This window comes from Nocardia sp. NPDC057272, assembly GCF_042668615.1.
Lineage (GTDB): Bacteria > Actinomycetota > Actinomycetes > Mycobacteriales > Mycobacteriaceae > Nocardia.
Genome location: NZ_JBHUYK010000034.1, coordinates 42967 through 64465, shown reverse-complemented (window position 1 = coordinate 64465; position 21499 = coordinate 42967). Strand labels below are relative to the sequence as shown.

The window sequence follows — 21499 nt, the reverse complement described above, 5'->3', positions numbered from 1 at the left end:
TATATCGACTAATTCGCCCGGGGCCCAATAGGCACCGGCCGAATTCGTCGTCCGTGCGAACCGCGGCGAGCCGATCTAGTCGATCAGCGCTGCCGCATCGGCGAACAGCTGCAGGGTGATCTCGTGCAGGTGATCGCCGGTAGCTTTGGGCGCCTTGCCCGCGATGGCACGGGCGTAGGTGCCCTCGAGGATGATGCCGAGCTTGAACCCGGCGAGCACTGTGTACCAGGTGATCGAGCTCAGATCGCGATCGGAGAAGCGGGCATAGTGCTCGATCATCTCCGACGCGGTCGGAAGCCCCCCTGCCGCAGCCAGTTTCGGAGTGACAGCGGCGCCGGCGGCACCGGCCGGGCTGGTGGCGATCTGCCAGCCGAGGTCGAGCAACGGGTCACCGATAGTCGACATCTCCCAGTCCACCATCGCCGCCAGCTCAGGACCGTCGAACCGGAACATCATGTTCGCGAGGTGGCAGTCCCCGTGCATGATGCCCGGCCGCCACTGCGCGGGGCGGTTGGCCTCGAGCCAGGACGACACTCGATCCAATTCCGGAATGTTCGGCCCGATGTAGCCCTCGTTGGCGCGGTAGCCGTCGAGTTCGCGAAGCCAACGCTGCACCTGCCGCTCCAGGAAGCCCTCGGGCTTGCCGAAATCGGCCAGCCCGAGCGCGGTGTGATCGAGCGCCCCCAGCCGGGCGATGCCCTCGACTGCTGACAGCGACATCGCGTGGCGAACCGCCGCGTCCCCGGTATGCAGATCGGGAAGATCTGTGCCGGGGTTGAACCCGTCGACCGGGTCCATGAGGTAGAACGCCAGACCAGGCAGCACCGTCTCGTCTGCCGACACCGCGACGACGCGCGGTGCGCGCACATCGGTCTCACCCAGCGCTGCGAGCAGCCGCGCCTCACGACGCAAGACATTGTTGCTGACCGGGCGCGGATGTTTCGGCGGACGGCGCAGCACATAGTCGCGGCCACCTCGGGTGAACCGCAGCATGATGTTCTGGGTGCCGCCGCCGATCGGCGCGACACCGGTGATCTCGCCGGGCGCCAGACCCTCGGAGTCCATCCAAGCACCCACGGCGTCGATGTCGATGGCCTGCCATTCGGAGGCTGCGGATCTCGTGTCGATGGATCCCGTCATTCGGCGTACAACCCTTCGATCTCGTCGGCGTACTTGGCGTTGATGGGCTTGCGCCGCAACTTGCCGGTCGGGGTCAGCTCGTCGCTGCCCTCGCTCCACACGTCCGGGAGCAGCGCGAACTTCTTGATCTGCTCCACTCGGGCGAGTTTGCCGTTGCCCTCGTCCACACCTTCCTGGATGGCCGCGAGCACGCGAGTGTCCTTGGCCAGCACCGCCGGATCGGGTTCGAGACCGAATTTCTCCGCGAAGGCCGGCACGGCGGCGGCGTCGAGGGTGATGAGCGCGACGTTGTACGGTCGTCCGTCACCGATCGCGATCACCTTGTCGATGAGCATCGACGAGGTGGAGATCGCGTTCTCGATGTTGCTGGGCGACATGTTCTTGCCGCCCGCGTTGATGATGAGTTCCTTCTTGCGGTCGACGATTGTGTAGTAGCCCTCGTCGTCCACCGTCACCACATCGCCGGTGTGCACCCACCCGTCGGCGTCCTTGGCGTCGGCGGTCTGTACCGGATCGTTGCGATAGCCCTTCATGGTGAACGGGGCGCGGATCAGCAGCTCACCGTCCTCGAGCACCTTGCCTTCGTAGCCGGGCAGCAGGGTGCCGATGGTGCCGGGCTTGGCGAGCTCCGGCGGCGCGGCGGTGGCCAGGCCGATTTCGGACATGCCCCAGATGTCGGTGACCGGAATGCGCAGCTTCCGCAGGAAGTTGAAGACACCCAACGGGCAGGGCGCCGCACCGGTCATCGCCCAGCGCACCTGGTCGAGTCCGAGCTTGGCGCGGATCGCGTCGATCACCTGCGGAACTTCGGCCTCGAATCCGGCCCGCAGTTGATCGTTGTCCGCGAGCTGCAATTCGACGCCGGCCTTGAGCTTCTCCCACACCCGTGGAACGGCGGAGAACACCGACGGCCGCACCTCCGCCAGCGTCTGTGGCAGCTTGGTGAGATCGTTGAGGGTGGTCAATTGCGCGCCGTTGGCGACGCCGAAGTAGTAGGTGACACATCGGTCGGCGGCGTGCGCCGACGGCAGGTACGAAATCACCTGGTCACCGCTTTCGATCGGGAAAGCGCTCGTGACCGCAGCGGCCATCGCCAGCACACCGCTGTGGGTGTGCTCGACGCCCTTCGGCGGGCCGGTGGTGCCGGAGGTGTAGATCATGCACAGCACGTCGTCGGGCAGTACCGCGTTCCATGTGGCTTCGTAGTCGAAGTCCGGCGCGGGCTCGAGACGGTCCAGATCGCCGTCCTCCACCACGAGGATGTGCTCGATGTCGGCCCCGGACGCCTGCAACTTGGCAATGTACTGCTGCTCGGTCACGAGGACCTTCGCGCCCGAATGGGCGAGCAGATAGTTGATCTGGTCGGGGGCGGAGGTGTTGTAGATCGAGAAGGTGGTCGCGCCGAGGTGGTTGGCGGCCATCTCGGAGAGGTTGAACGCCGGCTGGTTGGTGAGCAGGCTCGCGAACACGTCACCTCGGCGGAGTCCGAGGGCCGCCAATCCGCCGGCGATGCGGCGTACTTCGGCATCGAACTGGGCCCATGTGTAGCTCTGCGTACCGTCGTAGCTGCGAAGCGCGACGGTATCAGGGTGGTTGGCCACCTGGCGCTGGAATGCCTGGGGCATAGTCTGCGGATCGGACACGGATACTCCTGGTGAATCACTGCATTGACGGAGGTGGTCAGTTCGGAGGGGTGCTGGGCAAGACGCCGTGAAGCCTGCCGAAAGGGTCGTTCGAGACGATGCCGCCTCGAACAGGTGTCGCCTACATCACTATCATAGCTGACCGTCCGTACGGTCTGACATAGAATGTGGCTGTCAAAAACTGGTGAGGCCGATCGGCCGCGACGACAATCCGCGCAGGCGAACGATCTCCGCGTTGAACGCGTCGGCGTCCTGCATGTTGCTGCTGTGCCCGCTGTTGGGAAGGACGATTTCCCGGTCCAGATGCCCGGCCGCCCGGACCATTTCGGCAGTGCGCGCCGACTCGCTCGGCGGGAGCAGTCCGTCGCGAGCGCCGTAGAGCACGGTCGTCGGTACACGCAGCGCTTTCACACCTGCCGAAGCGTCGAGTCGTTGTATCACCTTGGCCCACTGCGACCGCACGCGCGGCGGACAGGTCGCGCTCACCCGCTGACCGAAGTCGGCCATGTACAGCGGCGCTTCCGGGGTCAGCGCGACTTTGCGGAACATCGACCTGCCCATTCGGCGCGGCGGTGCGGGCAGCGGCGCGACGGCGATGGCGGTCAGCCACCGGGACAACCGGTCCTGATGCTGGTTCACGCCCTCTCGCCCCTCCGACAGCCCAGCGGCCGAGTTGGCGAGAAGCGCGGAATCCGCGTAACGGGTGACCTCGTCGGGGAAATACTTCGCCCACGCGAGTATCGCTCCGCCACCCATACTGTGCCCGACCAGCGTGGCAGGCGCGTCGGGCGAGATCGTCGCCGCCAGCACGGCCGACAGATCCTCGGCGAGCACCCGTTCGCTGAACGGGCGCGGACCGACGTCGCTGCGACCGTGGCCGCGCTGATCGTAGGTGACCACCCGGTTGCCGCGGGCGAGCGCATTGATCTGGGGATTCCAGTACTCGAGGGCGACCGACCACCCATGAACCAGCACAATCGGATCCAGCACCGGATCTCCGTACTCACGAACGTGCAGCGCGGTTCCGTCCACCGAGAGCACTGTCCGTGTCTCCCGAGGTTCCGGATGCGCCAACATTCCGGTCAATCCGGCATCCGGCGGGTTCTTCTTCTTGAATTTCGGCATGGCGCACTCCCTTGTACCCAGCATCACTCGACCGCGCTTGACGTGAGCGCGGTCACGTGGCCAGACTAAGACTAACCGCACGTACAGTCAACAAAGGGGAGTTTTCGATGTCCGACCCGGTATCGACGCAGGGAAATGTCGTCCGAATCGAGCGGCCGACCGCGGAAATCGCGGTGGTAGTGCTGGATCGTCCGGCGCGACTCAACGCTATGAACCCGTCGAGCATCCCTCTTTTGACGCAGATGGTCCGCCCACTCGCCGAGGATCCGAACATCCGGGTGGTGATCGTGACCGGCGCCGGGCGCGGTTTCTGCACTGGCATGGATCTGAGCAGTCTCGACGAGATGGCACCGCGCGAGGTGGATGCCACCATCGCGTGGATGCGGGAGCTGCACAGCTTTTCGGTGGAACTGAATCGTCTGCCGCAACCGACGATCGCCGCGGTCAACGGACCCGCCATCGGCGGTGGCCTCGGCATGGCGCTGGGCTGTGACCTGCGCATCGCCGGTCCTCAGGCGAAGTTCGGCGCGACATTCGCCAGGATGGCGCTGGGCCCGGATTCCGGCGTCTCCCACACGCTGCCCGCCGCCATCGGGCACGCCGCCGCACTCGATCTGCTGTTGAGCTGCGAACCCATCGGCCCGGCCGAGGCATTGCGTCTCGGCTTGGTCAGCCAGGTCGCCGACGACGCGCTCGCGGCCTCGATCGAACTCGCCGAACGATGGGCACGCATCCCCGCTCATGCGTCGCGCACGATCAAGGAAACCCTGCGGCAGGCCGCGCGCACCGATCTCGAGACCACCCTGCTCGATGTCGAACCCCGCGCCCAGGCCGACCTGATCTGCCACCCGGACTTCTTCGCCAACGCCACAGCCTGGCTCGACAGCCACCGCTGAACCACAGGTAGTAAGCAGACGCGGTCGACGTGACGCACGAAGGGTGCGGTGCCGCCAAAAGGCACCGCACCCTTCTGCTCGCACCCAGGCGGTTGGGCTTACCGCTCCCCGACAGCCAACTCCCGGTAGGCGGCGACCACAGGTGCCAACTCGGTCGGCGTAGCACCGTGCATGATCACCGCATCTGCGCCCACACTCAATTGCGCGCGAACGCCCGCCGCGCACTGCCGCGCACTCCCCCGCGCCGCGACACCGAGCCACTCGGCGGGGAGCAGACCCGAGATGTGGTCGATCTGCTCGTCGGTCGCGACCGAGTCGATCGCCCCGCGGATTCCGGCGACCACCGGGTCGGCCCGGAAGCGGCCCAGGACATCGGGATCCCAGCGATTGGTGGAGACCAGCAGATCACCGTAGATCTGCAAGTAGGTCGCCAACCTGCCGACCGTCCCACGCAGGCGGCGGGACTCCGGAATGTGATCGCCGATGGTCGCGTAGCACGACCACACCCGCACCGACTCCGGGTCACGGCCCGCGCGTTCGGCCGCCTCCTTCACGATCCCCACCGAACGCGCCAAGGTCTCATCGGTGAAGTACGTGTGCAGCACGACCTCGTCGAACGCCCGGCCACCCAGCGCGAGTGTCTGCGGGCCAAAGGCCACCAAGCCGAGGGGGATCGCCTCGTCGAAGCGCGCATCGAGCCGCAGCCGCGCGAAGCGGCCGGCCGGGCCGTCGTGATCGCGAACGGTCTCGCCGCGCCACAACCGGCGCATGAGTCCCGCGAAGTCCTCCAGTTGCGCGGTCCTGACCGCGGGCAGGTTCCAGGAGGCGAAGGCCTTGGCGCCGCCGCGACCGAGTCCGAGCATGAAACGACCCCGGGTGAGCCGGTGCATCGTGGTCGCGTACGCGGCGGTCACCATCGGATGGCGCGTATTGTGATTGGTCGCCGCCGTGGCGATCCGGATGCGCTCGGATGCCGCGCCCGCGGCCCCGGACAGTGTGACCGCTTCCTTGACGTCGAACCGCTCGGAGATGAAGGCGGTGCCGAGGTCCAGTTCCTCCGCGACACGGACCTCGTCGATGATCTCGCGCGGGTCGTCGCTCGCGCCGGCGAGCAGGTAGCAGCCGAGTTCACGATTCATGACAGCGCCTCCGCCGAGTTCAGTTCGAGCACCTGGCGCGCATGCCGCTGCGCCATCGCGAGAAACATCTGATCCCCACGGTCCGTGCGCCGGGCGAGCATGGAGGCATTGATCGACATCAGCATTCCGTGCCACGCCCCACGGCGGTAGTCCAGCCAGCACTCGGCCCAGGAATAGTCGCCGACCCCCAGCTCGACGATCCGGTTGTAGTAGCGCCGGACCAGATCCTCCTCCAGCTCCCCCCGCTGTTCCTCGGGCAAACCGCTACCGAGGAAGTAGGCGACGTCCTCGGCGCCGGACCCGATGGCGCAGGTCTGCCAGTCGACGACAGCCATCGAGCCCTGGGGTCCGATCAGGACATTGTCCAAGCGGAAGTCACGATGCACAACGGTTCGATGGTTGGACTCCCAGGACAGCCAGGAGTCGAGATGTTCAACGAAAAGCTTTCCAGCACAGTGGATCTCTTCGCTGAGCAGATCTGAGTATCGGTGTAGAAAGCTCGCCCATAGTCGCGGGGTCACCTCGGCGATACCCGGCCGATCACGGCGTAGCCACCGCAGTTCTCGCCATCGGTCCTCGCCCCAGCACGGAGCGTGCAGACCGGCGATCTCGTCCATCGCCGTGGCGGCCACCTCGGCGGTGCAGCCTGCCAGCTGATCGCCCTGGCGCGCGGGTGCCAGGTCTTCGAGCAGCAAGAGAAAATCGCCGGTCTCGGAGGAGAACTCCGCCGCGTACACGTCCGGTGTGCGCACCCGCACCTGCGGCGCGAGCTCACGGTAGAAGCGCACCTCGCGTTCGTACGCCCCCTCCCTCCGAACCTGTCGCCGGAGGTCCGGATCCGGATCGGCGAACTTCGCGATCATGCGCCGAGGCGCGTCGGTCGGCTGATCGTAATCAACAGTGAGTCGCGCACTCACCGCCACCTGACCGGTACCGACCGGGATGCTCGACAATCCGACGACCCTCGCATCGCCCCGAACGCCCGAGAGAACCTCGTCGAGCAGGCCTGCCGTCAGGCGGGCGGTGGGATCAAAGTTTTTCAGCACGCTCCCAGACTGTCATACTGACCGTCCGTACGGCCACCTCTCGGTCGAAATCACTTGCCTGGCAACACAGGCGACGGCCTGAGCTGCAGCGCATTCACCCACAGCTGAGTGAGAGTGATGGCGAGCTCGTCGACGTCGATATTCTGCCCTTGCACGAAGACGATGGCTGCCATTCGGCTTACCATGCCCGACAACGCCTGTGCGGTAATCAAAGGATCGAGCTCGACCGAGGCAACCCCCGCTTGTTGCAGTTCGCGGATCAGCTTCGCGTTTCGGAGAACGAACGAGTTCGCGCGTTCGAGGCGCAGGCGGCGGAACTCCGGGTTGAAGTGCTGGGCCTCGTCGAAAACCGCCATCAGCCGGGCGTTCTTCTCATAGGCCACGAGGTATTCCCGATTGGCGGCATCGATCAGTGCACGCGGGTCTGTCACGCCGGTACGCGCCTTGATGTGCGGGTGGAGCATCTCCTGTCCCACCTGTTCGACCAACGCGGCGAAAACATCGTCTTTGCCATCGAAGTAGGTGTAGAACGATCCGGAAGACGCGCCGGCGGCCTTCGAGATATCGGCGATCTTCGCGTCGAGATAGCCGTCCCTTTCGAAGACCTCACGGGCCGCTGCGATCAACGCGGCACGCTTGCGCTCACCGCGCTCCGTGCGCGGAAGAACTCGACCTGGTGAGGACCCGGTCGCGCCGCGTCCGGCATCAACACGATCACTCACAGTCGCTCGGCCAACCGTTCGACTTGCAACCAGCAGAGTGAGCAGCCAGCCGACACGGTCACTTCCCTGCGCCGGCTGCGAAGGTCTCGCGAACGACGGTGGCGACTTCGCCGTTCGTATCCGAGAGGGCAGAGAGGCCGAATCGGTCGACGAGAAGTCCGCCGAGCAGAACGTCGACGAATGTAGACCCGATCGCCTCCGGTGTGTGACGGCCCCCCGGCTGGAACCAGACCCACATCCATTGGACCGAGCCCCACAGCTGCAAACTCACCACTTCGACATCAACTGGACGGAACAGGCCCTCGTCAATACCGCGACGCAGCTCTTCCTCCGTCATACGCTGCAGTTCACGACGGAGTTTGCGGACCTCTTGCATGCCTGGATCATCGGCGAGCTGCACGACCTCGCGCTGACTGGCGACCGTAGCGTCCCGCGCCACCACCTGCAGAATGGCCGAGGCGAAGACGATGGCGGCGATCCGTTCCTGGGGCTTGGCCAGCCGCTCCCACATCGAGCGCACCGCATCGAGCTGGTGGTTCATGTAGTTTTCTTCCAGCTCACACAACATCTGCGCCTTGGTACCGAAGTGGTGGACGATTGTCCCCTTGGACATCCCCAGCTCTTTGGCGATGTCGCCGAGATTGGTTCGCTCGTATCCATATTCGGCAACGTGCCGAATAAATGACTCGAGAATCTCTTTGCGCCTCCCGGCTGGTCTGACCACGAGCCCTCCCATTCATTTGCTAACCGTACGGACGGTTTATGTTACCGCCCATCTGGACGCTGAGTACATCGACGACGCGGTCTCACCGCCCTCAAGCCCGCCCTCAAGCGCTACGCTCGACAATCCCTCGTGGTGTCGTGCCGGCCACGTCGCGAAGGAACGCACCTCCGCGCGACAGCGCGGTCCTGGCCACGGGTAACACCCGCGCCATGGCCTGGAAGACATGCACCTGCCCGCGCCACACCTGCACCTCGCAGGGGACCCCCGCCGCATCGAACGTGGCAGCCATCGCCTCGGCTTCGGGAAGAAGGAATTCGGTCGATCCGATCTGGATCAGCGTCGGCGGCCAGCCCGACTTGTCGGCCGTCAGCACGTCGACCCGTGGATCCGAAGCGTCGGTCTCGCCGAGGAACGCGCAGATGCACGCGTTGCCGAAGCCCAAAGGGATCAACGGATCCCAGGTGCGGGCAGCCCGATCGATGTTCAGGTCGAACAGCGGCGACATCAGCAGCGCGCCGACCGGCATCGGCAGGCGCCTACGTCGCAGTTCACACAGCAAGGCGGCGACGAGGTAGCCGCCGGCCGAGTCCCCAGCGAGGCGGATACGGTCCGGCGAGTACCCCTCGGAGATCAACCACCGGTATGCCGCGAGGGCGTCGTCGACCGCCGCCGGGAACACCGCCTCCGGGGCACGCCGGTAATCCGGAACCAGGATCGGCATTCCACTGGCCTCGGACAGCCGCTTCACCACACCGTAGTGCGACTGCGAAGATCCGACGACGAAACCACCGCCGTGCAGGTAGAGGGTCACACCCGCCGAGCTTCGCCCGCCCCGGCCGGTGCCCGCCACCCACATCCCCGTCATCGCCCCGATGCGGACACGATGAACCCGTGCTCCTCTCGGATTCCGGACCGCACCGACACAGTCCGCCGCGGTTCGCATCGCTTGCAACGGCAGTCCCGCAGGTCGCATCGGCCCCACTACCGCATGCACGGTTCGAGCAGCCAGCAAGGAGAGCGCGAAGCGCTCTGCCAGCGACGACGAGCCTCCGGATTTGCTGGAGAACATGATCACCTCATTGTGGTCATTGGGCCCACCGATGTCGTTCGAGGGCCTGCTACGAATATCTCTGGTGACCGTACGATCAGTCAAGAGCGCCTGGGTAGATACACCGATTTGTACTGCTGGTACGCCGCCAGACCTTCCGGACCGAGTTCGCGACCGAGGCCGCTGTCCTTGACTCCGCCGAAAGGAGCGCCGTGGTCCATCGTGTAGCCGTTGACACCGATACTGCCGGTCTTGACCCGGCGAGCCAGGGCGGTACCGCGGTCGAGATCGCTCGTCCACACCGTGCCGCCGAGGCCGTAGTCGGAGTCGTTGGCCAGGCGCAGCGCATCCTCGTCGTCGTCGAAGGGGATGACCGCGAGCACCGGGCCGAAGATCTCCTCGCGCGCGATGGTGGCATCGTTGCTCACATCGGCGAAGACGGTCGGCTCGACGTAGAAGCCGCGATCGAATCCGGCCGGGCGCGAACCACCGACGGTGATCCGGCCACCTTCGGCCACGCCCTTGGCGATGTAGCCTTCGACGATCTCGCGCTGACGGGCGGTCGCCACCGGGCCGATCATCGTGGAGCGGTCAAGCGGGTCACCGATGCGCAGCGAGCGCACCATGTCGCTGAGTCCGTCGACGATCTCGTTGTAGCGGCTGCGCGGAGCGAGGATTCGCGTGCAGATGTAGCAGCTCTGCCCCTGGTTCATCAGGCTCACCGGGAACAGGCCCTGCAGCGTGGTGGCCAGGTCGGCGTCGTCGAGAATGATCGCCGCGGACTTGCCGCCCAGTTCCAGGGTGACCGGCTTGAGCAGGCGCCCACAGGTTTCCGCGATCGTGCGGCCCGCGTCGGTGGAGCCGGTGAAGGCCACCTTGTCCACACCGGGGTGGGCGACCAGGTGCGCGCCAGCGGTGCGGCCCGCGCCCGGCACGATGTTGAGCACACCGGCGGGCAGTTCGGCGGCCAGGGCCGCCTCGGCGATCATCATCGCATCGAGCACCGTCTCCGAGGACGGCTTCATCACGACCGTACAGCCCGCGGCCAGGGCAGGCGCGAGCTTGAAGAAGGCGAGGGTCTGCGGGAAGTTCCACGGCACGATCGCACCGACCACGCCGAGCGGTTCCTTGCGGACCTCGGTCGACCCGGCGACCAGCGACGGCCGGATCTCGAACTCGGGCAGCTTGCGAACCAGGTCGGCGTAATAGCGCAGCACCACGCCGGGCACGCCGCCTTCGACGATTTTCGAGAAGCGGATGGGCATACCGTTCTGGCTGCTCACCCGACGCGCGATCTCGTCGCTGCGGGTGGCGAGTTCGGCGGCGAAACGGTCGAGCACCTCTGCGCGCCGCTCCGGTGCCCAGCTCGACCAACCGTGCGGGTCGTCGAACGCCGCGCGGGCGGCGGAGACGGCCGCGTCCACATCGGCTTCGGTCGCCGAGGCAACGCTGCCGAGCAGTTCCTCGGTGCTCGCCGAGAAGACCTCGATGCGTCGCTCGGACAGCGGCGCCGTCCATGTTCCGCCGATGTACAGCGCCGAGTAATCCACCGTCATGACACGTCCTTTCGTGGTACCAGCACGGGTTTGACCACCGCGCCGGACTTCATGGCCCGCTCGGCCTCGTTGATCTGCTCGAGCGGGAAGGTTCGGATGAGTTGGTCGAACGGGAAGCGGCCCTGCCGCCACAGCTCGAGCAGCCGGGGAATCAACAGCTTCGGGACACTGTCACCTTCGAGAATGCCCTTGATCGTCCGGCCGAACGCGAGCTGATCGGGCCGCACGAGCAGCGGCTTCAACTGCACGCCGACACAGCCGCACACACCGCGCAGGCGGAGCACGTCGATGGCGTTCGAGACAACCGCGGGCACCCCGGTCGTATCGAGCGAGTAGTCGAGCCCGCCCGGCACCAACGCCTTGACGACCTCCACCAGATCCTCGGTGTCCGCGCCGAAAGTGTGTGTCGCACCGAGCTTCTCGGCCAAGCGCAATCGATCCGGATTCACATCCACCGCGACGATGACCGCGGCTCCCGCGACCCGGGCGGCCATGACTGCCGACAATCCGACCGTCCCGGTCCCGAAGACAGCCAAGCTGGATCCCGCCTGGACGTCGAGCGAGGTGAACACCGAACCTGCTCCGGTCAGCACTCCGCAGGACAGTGGTCCGAGCAGCTCGAGTGGTAGCGAAGGATCGACCTTCACCGCGTTGCGGGCGGCGACGACGCTGTACTCGGCGAAGGAAGATTGACCGAACCAGTTCCCTTTCACCGGTTGCCCTTGCGCGTCACGGACGTTCGTCGGCCGCCCGGGCCGGAATCCCGACATGTTGCGCGGCCAGAAGCTCGTGCAGTACGCGGGCTGAGCGTCCAGGCAGTTGCGGCAGTCACCACAGGAATCGAACGACAGCACGACGTGATCGCCGATCGCGAGGTCGGTGACACCGTCGCCGAGCGCCTCTACGACCCCGGAGCCTTCGTGTCCGGTGACGATCGGCGGCTTCGCCATCGGCGTCCGCGGCAGGAAATCGCTGTGGCAGATGCCGACGCCGGCGATCTGCACCAGGACCTGTCCGGGGCCGGGGGCGTCGATTTCGACGTCCTCCACCTGAAACGGTCCGTCTGCCGCGCGTAGGACCGCGGCTCGTGTTCGAACAGTACTCATGCTTCCTCGAATATCAGAACGGGTTTGATGGCTTTGCCTGCGCGGACCGCCGCGACCGCGTCGTCGATCCGCTCGAACGGGTACTTCTGGATCAACCGGTCGAAGGGAAAATCGCCGGTACGCCACAGCTCGATCAGCCGCGGAATCAGGTCGTGTGGATCAGCGTCGCCCTTGGGTACGCCGATGAGCTGCCTGCCAATCAACAAATACCCCAGGTCGACGGTGATCTCGTTCTCCGTCCCCCGGCCGCCGAGAGTGACACAGCGACCGGGCGACTTCAGCGATTCCAGCGCTGCCCGCACCACCTCGCCCGAGCCGATGGTCTCGATGGCGAAATCAGCGCCGAGACCGACGATGTCGGCCAGATCCCATGGCAAGTCCGGGGTCTCGCCGGAGTTGATCGTGTGGGTCGCGCCCAGTTCGGCCGCCAGCTCCAGCCTGCTCTTTTCGAGGTCGACCGCGACGATGGGATCACATCCGGCGACCTTGGCGGCCATGATCGCCGCCAGTCCCGCACTGTCGACACCGAAGACGACCAGACTCTGGCCGGCGCTGGGCCGCAGAACATTCAGCACGGCACCCGCTCCGGTGAGCAGGTCACAGCCCAGCGGCCCGAGGATCTCCAGTGGAAGATCCGGTTCGACCCATACGGCGTTGCGGATGCTCGCCACGGCGTAGGTGGCGAACGAGGACTGCCCGAACCAGCAACCGTGCACCGCCTGCCCACCGACTGCCAGAGTGGTGGTGCCGTCCAGCCTGGCGCCACCATGATTCAACGCGACGGACAACTCGCAATAGGCCGGGTGACCCGTGGTGCACTGCTCGCACTGCGTGCAGTGGTCGTAACTGAGCACCACCGCGTCGCCGACCCGCAACTCGGTGACACCGTCCGCGACCGCCACGACAGTCCCCGCGCCCTCGTGCCCGAGCACGAACGGGGACTGCAGCGGAGTCCCTCCCTCGAATGCCGCCAGGTCGATGTGACAAACGCCGGTGCCACTCAGCCGCACCAGGATTTCCGCCTCCGCTAGCTCTGGAATCGCGACCTCCGCCAATTCGATGGAGGCCCCGGGTACCCGCATCAGCGCGACGGTCGCGCGTGCGACGCTCATCGCGCGCCCTTCTCCGCGACGAGACCGGATTCCCGCCTCAGGGGCCCGCCTGGCAGACGAATCGCCCCGCCGATGGATCTGCAGCCGTCGGCGCAGGAGGAATTGGCCACCACGATCACACCTTCCGAGGATTTCCGATTTTGAAAACTTTTTGTCGCTGTGAGGTATAGCATACGACGCTGACCGCCCGTACAGTCAACAATCAAAATATGAACCATGGTCGAGAGTGGTGAAAGGGGGTGCGCTCAGTGGGGAGCACACCGGATTCGACCGAAGAGTCGGAGAAGGACACCGCGACACGGGTACTACGCGCCAACGTTTCCGATACCGTGCTGTCCAGCCTGGCTACATTCGGGCGCTCACTGCACTTGGGGGCAGAAGCGGCGAGCGCGGGGGCATCGGACGCGGCGCGGTTCCGTTTCCATTGGCGGGAATCGATGCGGCAGGCGTGGTTCCTGATCACGGTGACCGCGATTCCCGGAGTGCTGATGGCGATCCCGTTCGGCGTGATCGTATCGGCGCAGGTCGGCAACATCGTGCGCCAGATCGGCGCGGACTCGCTGATCGGCGCGGCGGGTGGGCTCGGCGTGATCAAACAAGGCGCCCCACTGGCGACCGGCCTGTTGCTGGGCGGAGCGGGAGCCGCGGCGATCGCGGCGGATCTCGGGGCTCGCACCATCCGCGAGGAAGTGGACGCCATGCGGGTGATGGGCATCGACCCGGTCCGGCGTCTTGTGGTGCCGCGCATGGCCGCGATGCTGGCGGTCGCACCGCTGATCAACATCCTGATCCTCGTTGTGGGCGTCACCGCGGGATACGTCATGGCAGTGGTCGCGCTCGGAGTCACCCCCGGCAGCTATTGGGAGTCGTTCGGGGCCTTCACCACGTCGTTCGACGTGTGGGTGTCGGTGATCAAGTCGCTGATCTTCGGCCTGCTGGTAGTCCTGATCGCTTGCCAGCGCGGGCTGGAGGCCAGGGGCGGGCCACGTGGCGTGGCCGACGGTGTCAACGCGGCGGTGATCCTGTCAGTGGTCTCGATCGCTGTCGCTAACACCGCGATCACCCAGGTGGTCACCATGTTCTTCCCGACAAGGACGGCGTAATGGCGGCGAGTTCCTATGTCCCGGCACCGATTCGGCCGCTGGCTTGGCTGCGGCGGCGCGTCGACGTCTGGGCGCCGTTCGACACGGCCGGATTCGCGCTCAGTTTCGCCTGGCAGGTCCTGGCCGCCATCCCGCTGACCATGCGCCAATACCGGGCCCAGGTGATGCAGACGATCACGAACATGACATGGGGGCGCGGCTCGATCATCGTGGGCGGCGGCACCGCGGCCGTCATGGTCGTCATGGGCGGCTCAGTCGGCGCGTCGACGGCGATCGAGGCCTACAGCGCGCTGAACATGGTGTCGCTGGGGCAGATCACCGGCCTGATCTCGGCGTTCGCGAACACCAGAGAGCTGGCGCCGATCGCCGCCGGGGTCGGTTTCGCCGCGCAAGCCGGCTGCCGCATGACCGCCGAGATCGGCGCCATGCGGATCTCCGAGGAGATCGACGCCATCGAATCGCTCGGTATCCGGTCGGTCCCGTTCGTCGTCACCACGCGCGTCATCGCGGCCATCGTCTCGATTGTGCCGACGTTCCTGATCGCGCTGATCCTCAGCTACACCGCCTCCGCTCTCATAGTCACCGTGCTACACGGCGAGCCGAACGGTGTGTACACGCACTACTTCACCGAGTTCCTCGTCAGCTGGGATGTGCTCTTTGCCGTGATCAAGGTCGTCGTGTTCGCGGTGGCGGTGATCCTCATCCATTGCTATCAGGGCTTTTTCGCCTACGGCGGACCAGAAGGCGTCGGTATCGCCTCGGGTCGCGCCATCCGGGGCAGCCTGGTCGCCATTATCACGCTCGACATGATCATGACGTTGGTGATGTGGGGTTTCACCTCGCCGATCACCTTCTCCGGATAGAGGTCAAGCAATGCCCGCATTTGGAATGCCCGGCGTGGCGGTCAGTCCCCGCGCCGCTCGGCGCACCGGCCTCGCGACGGCGGCGGTCGCCGCCGTCGGAGTGCTGGTCTGGCAGTTCACGCCCGCGAAAACCGACCCGAACCTCATGCCGGTGACGGTCCTCACCGAGAAGATCGGCAGCGGTGTCCAGCAGGGCACCGACGTGCGATACGACGGTATCCGTATCGGCAAGGTCGAGGGCATCGAGCGAATGAACGAGGGCGGACAGCGCCTGATTCTGAAGCTCGACAAGACCCACTCCGCCGAATTGACCGACGCGCTGTCGATGGACTACGCGCCGGGCAACCTGTTCGGCATCAGCGAGGTCATCCTGAAATCGGGCAAGGGCGGTACGTCGCTGGACAAGGCCCGAACCGTGGATCTGACCGGCGCCAACGCGGATCGAACCGTCGACGCCACCATCACCGCCCTGCTGAATTCGCTGGGTGATCTGACCAACGATGTGCTGACACCCGAACTGACCGCACTGCTGCACCGGCTCGCCGACGACACCAGCGCATTCACTCCGCTGATCGAGACCATAGTCGCGGTCTCGCAGGCTGTCGCCGACACCCAGCGGCTGCCCGCGCCGTATCTGCTCACCCAGTACGGCAATACGCTGAAGGGCCTGCCCTCCACCGTCGACGGTCTGGTCTCGGTCCTGTACGCACCGTTCTCCAACCCCTATCTCGCGCAGCCGGGCAAGGTCGAGAAGTTCAACGCCAACGTGAACATGCTCAAGGACGACCTGCTCTCAGCCCTGGTCGCCACCCTCGACACCACGGGGAAGTACTACTCCGAGTACACCGCCATGCTGACGCCGATTCTGTCGGTGCTGGCGGCCACGGTGCCACGCCCGGAACAATCCAACGCCGAGCTCAGTGAACTGCTGCGCCGGTTGAACGCGGCATTCGCCGACACCCCGGAGGGACCGACGCTGCAGGTGTCGGTCGCGCTGCAGGGCGTGCCCGGGCTGGCCGGCCCGCTCGCGGCCCTGGCAGGCCCGAGCGCCCTCGGCACGGAAGGACCGCGATGAAATCGGCAACCTCCCTGATCATCCGGCTCGCGGTGTTCGCCGTCGCGATGCTGCTACTGCTGGTCGGCGTCCTCCAGGCGCTGTCCAAGCCGATCGACGACACCATTTCCTACACCGCTGAATTCACCGACGCCAACGGCCTGCGCAGCGGAAACGACGTGCGGCTGTTCGGTGTTCGCGTGGGCAAGGTGAAGAGTGTCGAGCTGCGCGACGCCCGCGCGGTGGTGTCGTTCGACATGGAACAAGGCCACCCGATGTACGCCAACAACACCCTCGCGATCCGCTTCCTGAACCTCACCGGGCAGCGGTATCTCGATGTGCAGCAGGCCGATGTGCCCGCAGGGAACGTCGACCCCGGCACCACCATCGGCACCGACCACACGGTGCCCGCCTTCGACATCACCACCCTGTTCAACGGCCTGCAGCCGGTACTGGCCGAATTCACCCCCGCTGACCTGAACCAGTTCGCGACGAGCCTGCTCGCCGTGATCGAAGGCAACGGCACCGGCCTCGGCCCGGCCCTCGACGCGATCGAGACGCTGAGCAAGTACACGACCGACCGCCAGGCGATGCTCTCGACCCTCGTGCGCAACCTGTCGATGCTGGCCGAGCAGATCGGTGGCCGCTCCGGCAACGCGATGGTGATGGTCTCCCGGCTCACCGACCTGTTCACGACACTGCAGGAACGCGTCGGCGGCCTGATCGACTTCTCCCTCACCATTCCCCCGGTGCTGCGACCGACCACGAGCATGCTCACCACGCTCGGTCTGACCGGGCGGCCCAATACCGATATCGACAACCTGATCCGCAACGCGATTCCCGACAAGCGGCAGGCGGTCGAGACGATGAACCAGGTTCCGGCACTGCTGCAATCGCTGTCCGATCTCATCCCGGCCTCGGGTAGTTCGACCTGCAGCCACGGGGCCGCTCAGGCACCGCAACCACTGCAAGTGCTCATCAGCGGGCAAAGGATCACACTGTGCAACGGATGACCAAGCAGACCATGCGCTCACGGCTGACACGCAAAGGCAAGCCCGCACCCGACGACGCGACGCGGCGGCGCAGCGATATCCGGTGGGGCGCCGTCGGATTGGTGGCCATGATCGTGGTCGCCGCCGGTATCGCGGTGGCCTCCACCCTGCAGACCGGGGTGCGCACCTACACCGCCTTCCTCACCGACGCCGCCTCGTTGCGCGTCGGCGACGACGTCCGGGTCGCCGGCGTGCCATCGGGCACGGTGAAGTCCCTCGACCTCGAATCCAACCGCGTGCGACTGCAGTTCACGGTGGATCGCAAGGTGTTCGTCGGCGACCAGACCACCTTGTCGATCCGGATGCTCACGATCGTCGGCGGTCACTACCTCGCCGTCATCCCCGCGGGCACCAAAGCCCTTGGCAGCACAGTGATTCCCGCTGATCGGGTCAAACTCCCCTACAGCTTGCCGCGACTGTTCCAGGACGCCATCAAACCGGTCCAGGAACTCGACGGCGATGTGCTGCGGCAGAATTTCGGCGCGCTCACCGCGGCAGTCGAGGGTGGCCCGGATGGCTTCCGCCGCATGGTCACCGCGGTCGACACCATCGTCGGGATCCTCGACCAGCAGAACGCGCAAGTCTCCCAGGCACTGACGTTCTCCGACGAATACATTTCCGCCCTGGCCGCGAACAAGGCGGTGGTCGGTAAGTTCATCGACCGCTTCCGCATTCTGGAGACGCTGGTCGAGAACAACAAGATCGCGGTCGGCGCCGCGCTTGCTGACCTGGCCAAGGTGATGACCCAGGTCAGCCCGCTGGCCGTGGCGTGGAACACCACGCTGAAGGACCCCGCACAGCCGTTGGCCGATTCGATCGCCAAGCTCGACGAGCTCGGCGGCAAGCTAGGTGCGCTGCTCACCTCGCTGAAGTCGTTCAGCGCCCGGTTCGACACGCTGACCGGCCCGGACGGCGCGCTCACCGTCGACCGCTCCGGCCAGACGATCACCGCGCCGCAGCTGTGCATCCCCGTTCCTGGAAGGACCTGCTGATGCTCACCCGCTTGCTCGGTTCCCGGGGCTTCCTGTCGGTGGCGGTCGTCCTGATCGTCGGCCTGGTGGCCGTCGGTGCCTACAAAATCGCGAAACCGACCCCGACGATGCGCTCGTACTGCGCCGATATGCCCGATGCGATCGGCCTGTACGAGGGCAGCGCGGTCACCATCATGGGAATCAAGGTCGGCTCGATCACCCGTGTTTCCCCGCAGGGCGCGACCGCCCGGGTCGAATTCACGGTCCCGGAGTCGCGGAAGCTGCCCGTCGACGTCGGTGCGACCACCCTGGCCGACTCGCTCGTCGCCGACCGTCAGCTCGCGCTGATCGGCGCCGAACCCGAAGGGGCGGGCTGGGATTCGTCGCACTGCATCACCAAGTCGGTGACGCCGAAGAGCCTCAGTCAAACGTTCGCGGCGTTGGCGAATCTCGCGGACCAGCTCAACGGCCCCGACGGTCCCGGCCGAGAGGATGTCCTCGAACGCGGCATCGCCGCGCTGGACAAGACGACGGCCGGCACCGGTGACCAGGTCAACGCGATCATCCATAAGCTCGGCTCAGCGCTGAATTCGCCCGACGCCGCGATCGGTCACATCGGCGCGCTCCTGGACGCGCTCAGTTCCCTGGCCAGCAGTGCCGCGCACTACTGGCCCGAGGTCAAGGACTACCTGACCCGCCTCACCCCTGCGCTGGTCACGGTCAGCGACCAGGTGGTACCGCCGGTGATCACCACGGTCCGGGAGCTGATCGATGTCCTACCGGCGCTCAACGACCTCACGGTGATGTTCGGCGGGCCGCTGCTGGCCAAGCTCGAGCGGGTGGAGAACCTACCCGAGATGCTGCAGGCCGGCGTGGCCGGACTCAGCGAGCTGATGACGATGGTCCCCTCGCTGACCAGCGCGTTCACCAACACGGTCGATCCCGCCACCGGTGCGATCTCGGTCGCCTACGCGACGCCGAACGTCACCCTGCCCGGTGACCCCGCGCACGTGTGCGCGGCGATCAATGTCCTGACGCCGGGCGGATGTCTCGACCCGGTCAGTGGAACTACGAAGATCTCGATGGCACAGATCATTCTCGGAACGGTGGGCGCACGATGACTCGACTACGCACACGTACCGCCGCGGCAGCGGCCGCCCTGTCGGTGCTGGCAGTGAGCGGCTGCGGCTTCGATCCCGCTGCTGTCCCGTTGCCGGGCACCTCGGTCTCCGGCGAGACCTACCCACTGCACCTGGAATTCGCCGACGTGCTCAACCTGCCGCCCGGTGCCAAGCTGATCGCCGACGGCGTCGAGGTCGGCAAGCTCACCGGCGTGACGGTGACCGACGTGACCAAGCGCGACAGCGGCATCGGCCGCGGGTTCGTCGTCGCCGATGTCGCGGTGCAGCGCAATATCAAGCTGCCCGCCGATATCCAGGTCGAACTGCGCCAGACCACCCCGCTCGGCGATGTCTACATCGCCGTCACCACTCCGCCACGCACCAGCGCACCCGCCCTGGCGTCGGGCGCGACCGTCCCGATGACGCAGACCACGCGTGCCCCGCAAATCGAGGACACCATGGCGGGGCTGGCGACCTCGCTCGGCAGTGGCATGGTCACCGACCTGCAGGACACCGTCCGCCAGCTCAACGCCGCCCTGCCACAGAATCCGGCCGACACCGCACGGGTCTTCGGCGTCATCGGCACCGACCTCTCCGACGTCGCGAACGACCTGGGCAGTCTGGATGCGCTGCTGGACGGCCTCGACACCACCGTCTCCGCAACGGTGGATATGCTGCCGACCCTGCAGCCGATGCTCACCGACGAGGGCACACCGCACCTTGTCGAAACCGTCCAGGCGGTGATCGGGATCATCTTCATCTTCGCGAACCTGGGCCCGGTCGCGCATTCCGCGCTCTTCCTCGCACCGACGATCTCGGCCTCCAACGACCTGGTGAAGGCCACCGTGCCGATGCTGTTCGGAAACCGGCCGTTGGATCTGTCCTCCAGGTCGAACATGTCCACGCTGGTGGACCTTATTCAGAACAAGATCATTCCGTTCGTCCAGCAGGGACCGAAAGCGAGCATCACCGCGGCGGCGGTGGGCGATCCGGCGGAAGTGGGGTCCGCCGAGCAGACCACCCGCATCGTCGACAGCTTGCGGATGATCGGAGTCGTTCGATGAGTACCCGATTCTTCGACATCGGTCGCGTCAAGCCGAGCTCGATCGCGTCGCTGGTCGCCATCGCGGCCGTGCTCCTGATCGGCAGTTCCTACGTCGCCTTCGGCCTGCTGAAGCTCAATCCGTTCGCCGAGCACACGACGGCCCGGATGCTGCTGGCCAACTCGGGCACGTTGGGCGTCAACACTCCCGTGCTGCTCACCGGCATCCAGGTCGGCAAGGTCACCGAGATCCAGAAGGTCACCGGTGGGGTGGAGATCCAGTTCAGGATCAACGCTCCCTACCGGATTCCGGCGGCCAGTGAGGTGCGGATCGAGAACCTCTCGGCGCTCGGCGAGCCCTACCTCAACTTCAAGCCCACCGCCGACCAGGCGCCCTACATCAGCGACAACCAACTGCTCGACGCGCGCAGCGCACCGGCCCCGACGCTGATCCCCGACCTGGCAGCGAAAGCGGTCGCCGTCATCGATCAGCTGGACCCGAAGGCCATCACGAACCTGGTGACCACCTTCGACAAGGCGCTGACCGGCATCGAGAACGAAGTGCCGCGCCTGGAACGGGCGAACACGCTGCTGGCCGCCACGATCCTCAGCCGCACCACCCTGCTGCACGGTCTGCTCAACGATCTGCAGACCATGGGGGACGACATGTCCTGGACGGGCCCCGCGCTCGCCGAGTCGGGGCCGGCCTGGAAAACCCTCGCCGCGAGCCTCGACGAGGTCATCGAGGTCTCCTCGCAGCTGTACGAAGTCGGCGACGCACCGAACGACTACCTCACCGGCGACGGGCTGATTCCCTTCCTCCACCGGACCGAAAAGTTGCTGGCCGAACTCGGGCCGGGAATGGCCGAGCTGGCGCCGATCCTGCGGCCGATGACCACGCCGATTCCCGCAGCGCTGACACCGCTGGACATCTCGGCCCTGATCAGCACCGCGCTGGCCACGGTCGGCGCGGACGGCACCGTCCGCCTGCAGGTCACCGTCAAATAGATCCCCCTTTTCACAGTCGAACCGGAGT

20 protein-coding genes are annotated in these 21499 nt (G+C 66.1%); 9 read left to right on the top strand and 11 right to left on the bottom strand.

The annotated features are described in order from the left end of the window. Positions 1-75: 75 nt before the first annotated feature. The 3 genes from ACFULV_RS31005 to ACFULV_RS30995 form a co-directional block, all read right to left on the bottom strand. Positions 76-1140 carry a phosphotransferase family protein gene (locus ACFULV_RS31005; protein WP_378662907.1) on the bottom strand — a complete coding sequence of 355 codons (1065 nt, stop codon included), beginning with the start codon at positions 1138-1140 and terminating at the stop codon, positions 76-78. After that, the gene (locus ACFULV_RS31000; RefSeq protein ID WP_378662915.1) at positions 1137-2765 is read right to left on the bottom strand and encodes an AMP-binding protein; all 1629 of its coding nucleotides are present in this window, start codon (positions 2763-2765) and stop codon (positions 1137-1139) included. Before ACFULV_RS31000 ends, ACFULV_RS31005 begins: the two co-directional genes overlap by 4 nt. A gap of 192 nt (positions 2766-2957) precedes the next feature. After that, a complete protein-coding gene (locus ACFULV_RS30995; protein WP_378662905.1) occupies positions 2958-3908 on the bottom strand; it encodes an alpha/beta fold hydrolase in 951 nt (316 codons plus the stop codon). Positions 3909-4015: 107 nt separating this feature from the next. Here ACFULV_RS30995 and ACFULV_RS30990 point away from each other — a divergent pair, with 107 nt between their 5' ends. Further along, on the top strand, positions 4016-4804 hold the full coding sequence (locus tag ACFULV_RS30990; protein WP_378662902.1) for an enoyl-CoA hydratase/isomerase family protein: 789 nt from the start codon (positions 4016-4018) through the stop codon (positions 4802-4804). Between the two features lie 98 nt (positions 4805-4902). Here ACFULV_RS30990 and ACFULV_RS30985 read toward each other — a convergent pair whose 3' ends face one another. The 8 genes from ACFULV_RS30985 to ACFULV_RS30950 form a co-directional block, all read right to left on the bottom strand. Beyond that, on the bottom strand, positions 4903-5943 hold the full coding sequence (locus ACFULV_RS30985; RefSeq protein WP_378662899.1) for a TIGR03857 family LLM class F420-dependent oxidoreductase: 1041 nt from the start codon (positions 5941-5943) through the stop codon (positions 4903-4905). After that, positions 5940-6989, bottom strand: coding sequence for a phosphotransferase (locus ACFULV_RS30980; RefSeq protein WP_378662896.1), 1050 nt, complete (start codon positions 6987-6989; stop codon positions 5940-5942). The genes ACFULV_RS30985 and ACFULV_RS30980 overlap by 4 nt, the downstream gene beginning before the upstream one ends. A 50-nt stretch (positions 6990-7039) precedes the next feature. After that, positions 7040-7711, bottom strand: a complete 672-nt coding sequence (locus tag ACFULV_RS30975) for a TetR/AcrR family transcriptional regulator (RefSeq protein ID WP_378662893.1) — start codon at positions 7709-7711, stop codon at positions 7040-7042. A 58-nt stretch (positions 7712-7769) separates the two neighbouring features. Beyond that, a complete protein-coding gene (locus ACFULV_RS30970) occupies positions 7770-8435 on the bottom strand; it encodes a TetR family transcriptional regulator (RefSeq protein WP_378662890.1) in 666 nt (221 codons plus the stop codon). 103 nt (positions 8436-8538) lie between these two features. Further along, positions 8539-9300 carry an alpha/beta hydrolase gene (locus ACFULV_RS30965; RefSeq protein ID WP_378662887.1) on the bottom strand — a complete coding sequence of 254 codons (762 nt, stop codon included), beginning with the start codon at positions 9298-9300 and terminating at the stop codon, positions 8539-8541. Positions 9301-9584: 284 nt separating this feature from the next. After that, positions 9585-11039 carry an aldehyde dehydrogenase gene (locus ACFULV_RS30960; RefSeq protein ID WP_378662884.1) on the bottom strand — a complete coding sequence of 485 codons (1455 nt, stop codon included), beginning with the start codon at positions 11037-11039 and terminating at the stop codon, positions 9585-9587. Beyond that, a complete protein-coding gene (locus ACFULV_RS30955) occupies positions 11036-12145 on the bottom strand; it encodes an NAD(P)-dependent alcohol dehydrogenase (protein WP_378662882.1) in 1110 nt (369 codons plus the stop codon). The genes ACFULV_RS30960 and ACFULV_RS30955 overlap by 4 nt, the downstream gene beginning before the upstream one ends. Then, positions 12142-13257, bottom strand: coding sequence for an NAD(P)-dependent alcohol dehydrogenase (locus ACFULV_RS30950; protein ID WP_378662879.1), 1116 nt, complete (start codon positions 13255-13257; stop codon positions 12142-12144). The genes ACFULV_RS30955 and ACFULV_RS30950 overlap by 4 nt, the downstream gene beginning before the upstream one ends. 248 nt (positions 13258-13505) lie before the next feature. Here ACFULV_RS30950 and ACFULV_RS30945 point away from each other — a divergent pair, with 248 nt between their 5' ends. The 8 genes from ACFULV_RS30945 to ACFULV_RS30910 are packed head-to-tail and all read left to right on the top strand — an operon-like array spanning position 13506 to position 21471. Then, on the top strand, positions 13506-14360 hold the full coding sequence (locus ACFULV_RS30945; protein WP_378662877.1) for an ABC transporter permease: 855 nt from the start codon (positions 13506-13508) through the stop codon (positions 14358-14360). Next, positions 14360-15223, top strand: a complete 864-nt coding sequence (locus tag ACFULV_RS30940; RefSeq protein ID WP_378662874.1) for an ABC transporter permease — start codon at positions 14360-14362, stop codon at positions 15221-15223. Before ACFULV_RS30945 ends, ACFULV_RS30940 begins: the two co-directional genes overlap by 1 nt. Before the next feature lie 10 nt (positions 15224-15233). Continuing rightward, positions 15234-16298 (top strand): MlaD family protein, encoded by a 1065-nt coding sequence (locus tag ACFULV_RS30935; protein ID WP_378662871.1) that lies wholly within the window; start codon positions 15234-15236, stop codon positions 16296-16298. Further along, positions 16295-17290: an MlaD family protein gene (locus ACFULV_RS30930; RefSeq protein ID WP_378662869.1), complete on the top strand. Its 996-nt coding sequence runs from the start codon at positions 16295-16297 to the stop codon at positions 17288-17290. The genes ACFULV_RS30935 and ACFULV_RS30930 overlap by 4 nt, the downstream gene beginning before the upstream one ends. Next, positions 17287-18321: an MlaD family protein gene (locus tag ACFULV_RS30925; protein WP_378662866.1), complete on the top strand. Its 1035-nt coding sequence runs from the start codon at positions 17287-17289 to the stop codon at positions 18319-18321. The genes ACFULV_RS30930 and ACFULV_RS30925 overlap by 4 nt, the downstream gene beginning before the upstream one ends. Then, on the top strand, positions 18321-19421 hold the full coding sequence (locus tag ACFULV_RS30920; RefSeq protein ID WP_378662864.1) for an MlaD family protein: 1101 nt from the start codon (positions 18321-18323) through the stop codon (positions 19419-19421). Before ACFULV_RS30925 ends, ACFULV_RS30920 begins: the two co-directional genes overlap by 1 nt. Beyond that, entirely contained in the window at positions 19418-20485 is a 1068-nt protein-coding gene (locus ACFULV_RS30915) for an MlaD family protein (protein WP_378662862.1), read from the top strand. The genes ACFULV_RS30920 and ACFULV_RS30915 overlap by 4 nt, the downstream gene beginning before the upstream one ends. Beyond that, entirely contained in the window at positions 20482-21471 is a 990-nt protein-coding gene (locus ACFULV_RS30910; protein WP_378662859.1) for an MlaD family protein, read from the top strand. The genes ACFULV_RS30915 and ACFULV_RS30910 overlap by 4 nt, the downstream gene beginning before the upstream one ends. Positions 21472-21499: the final 28 nt, after the last annotated feature.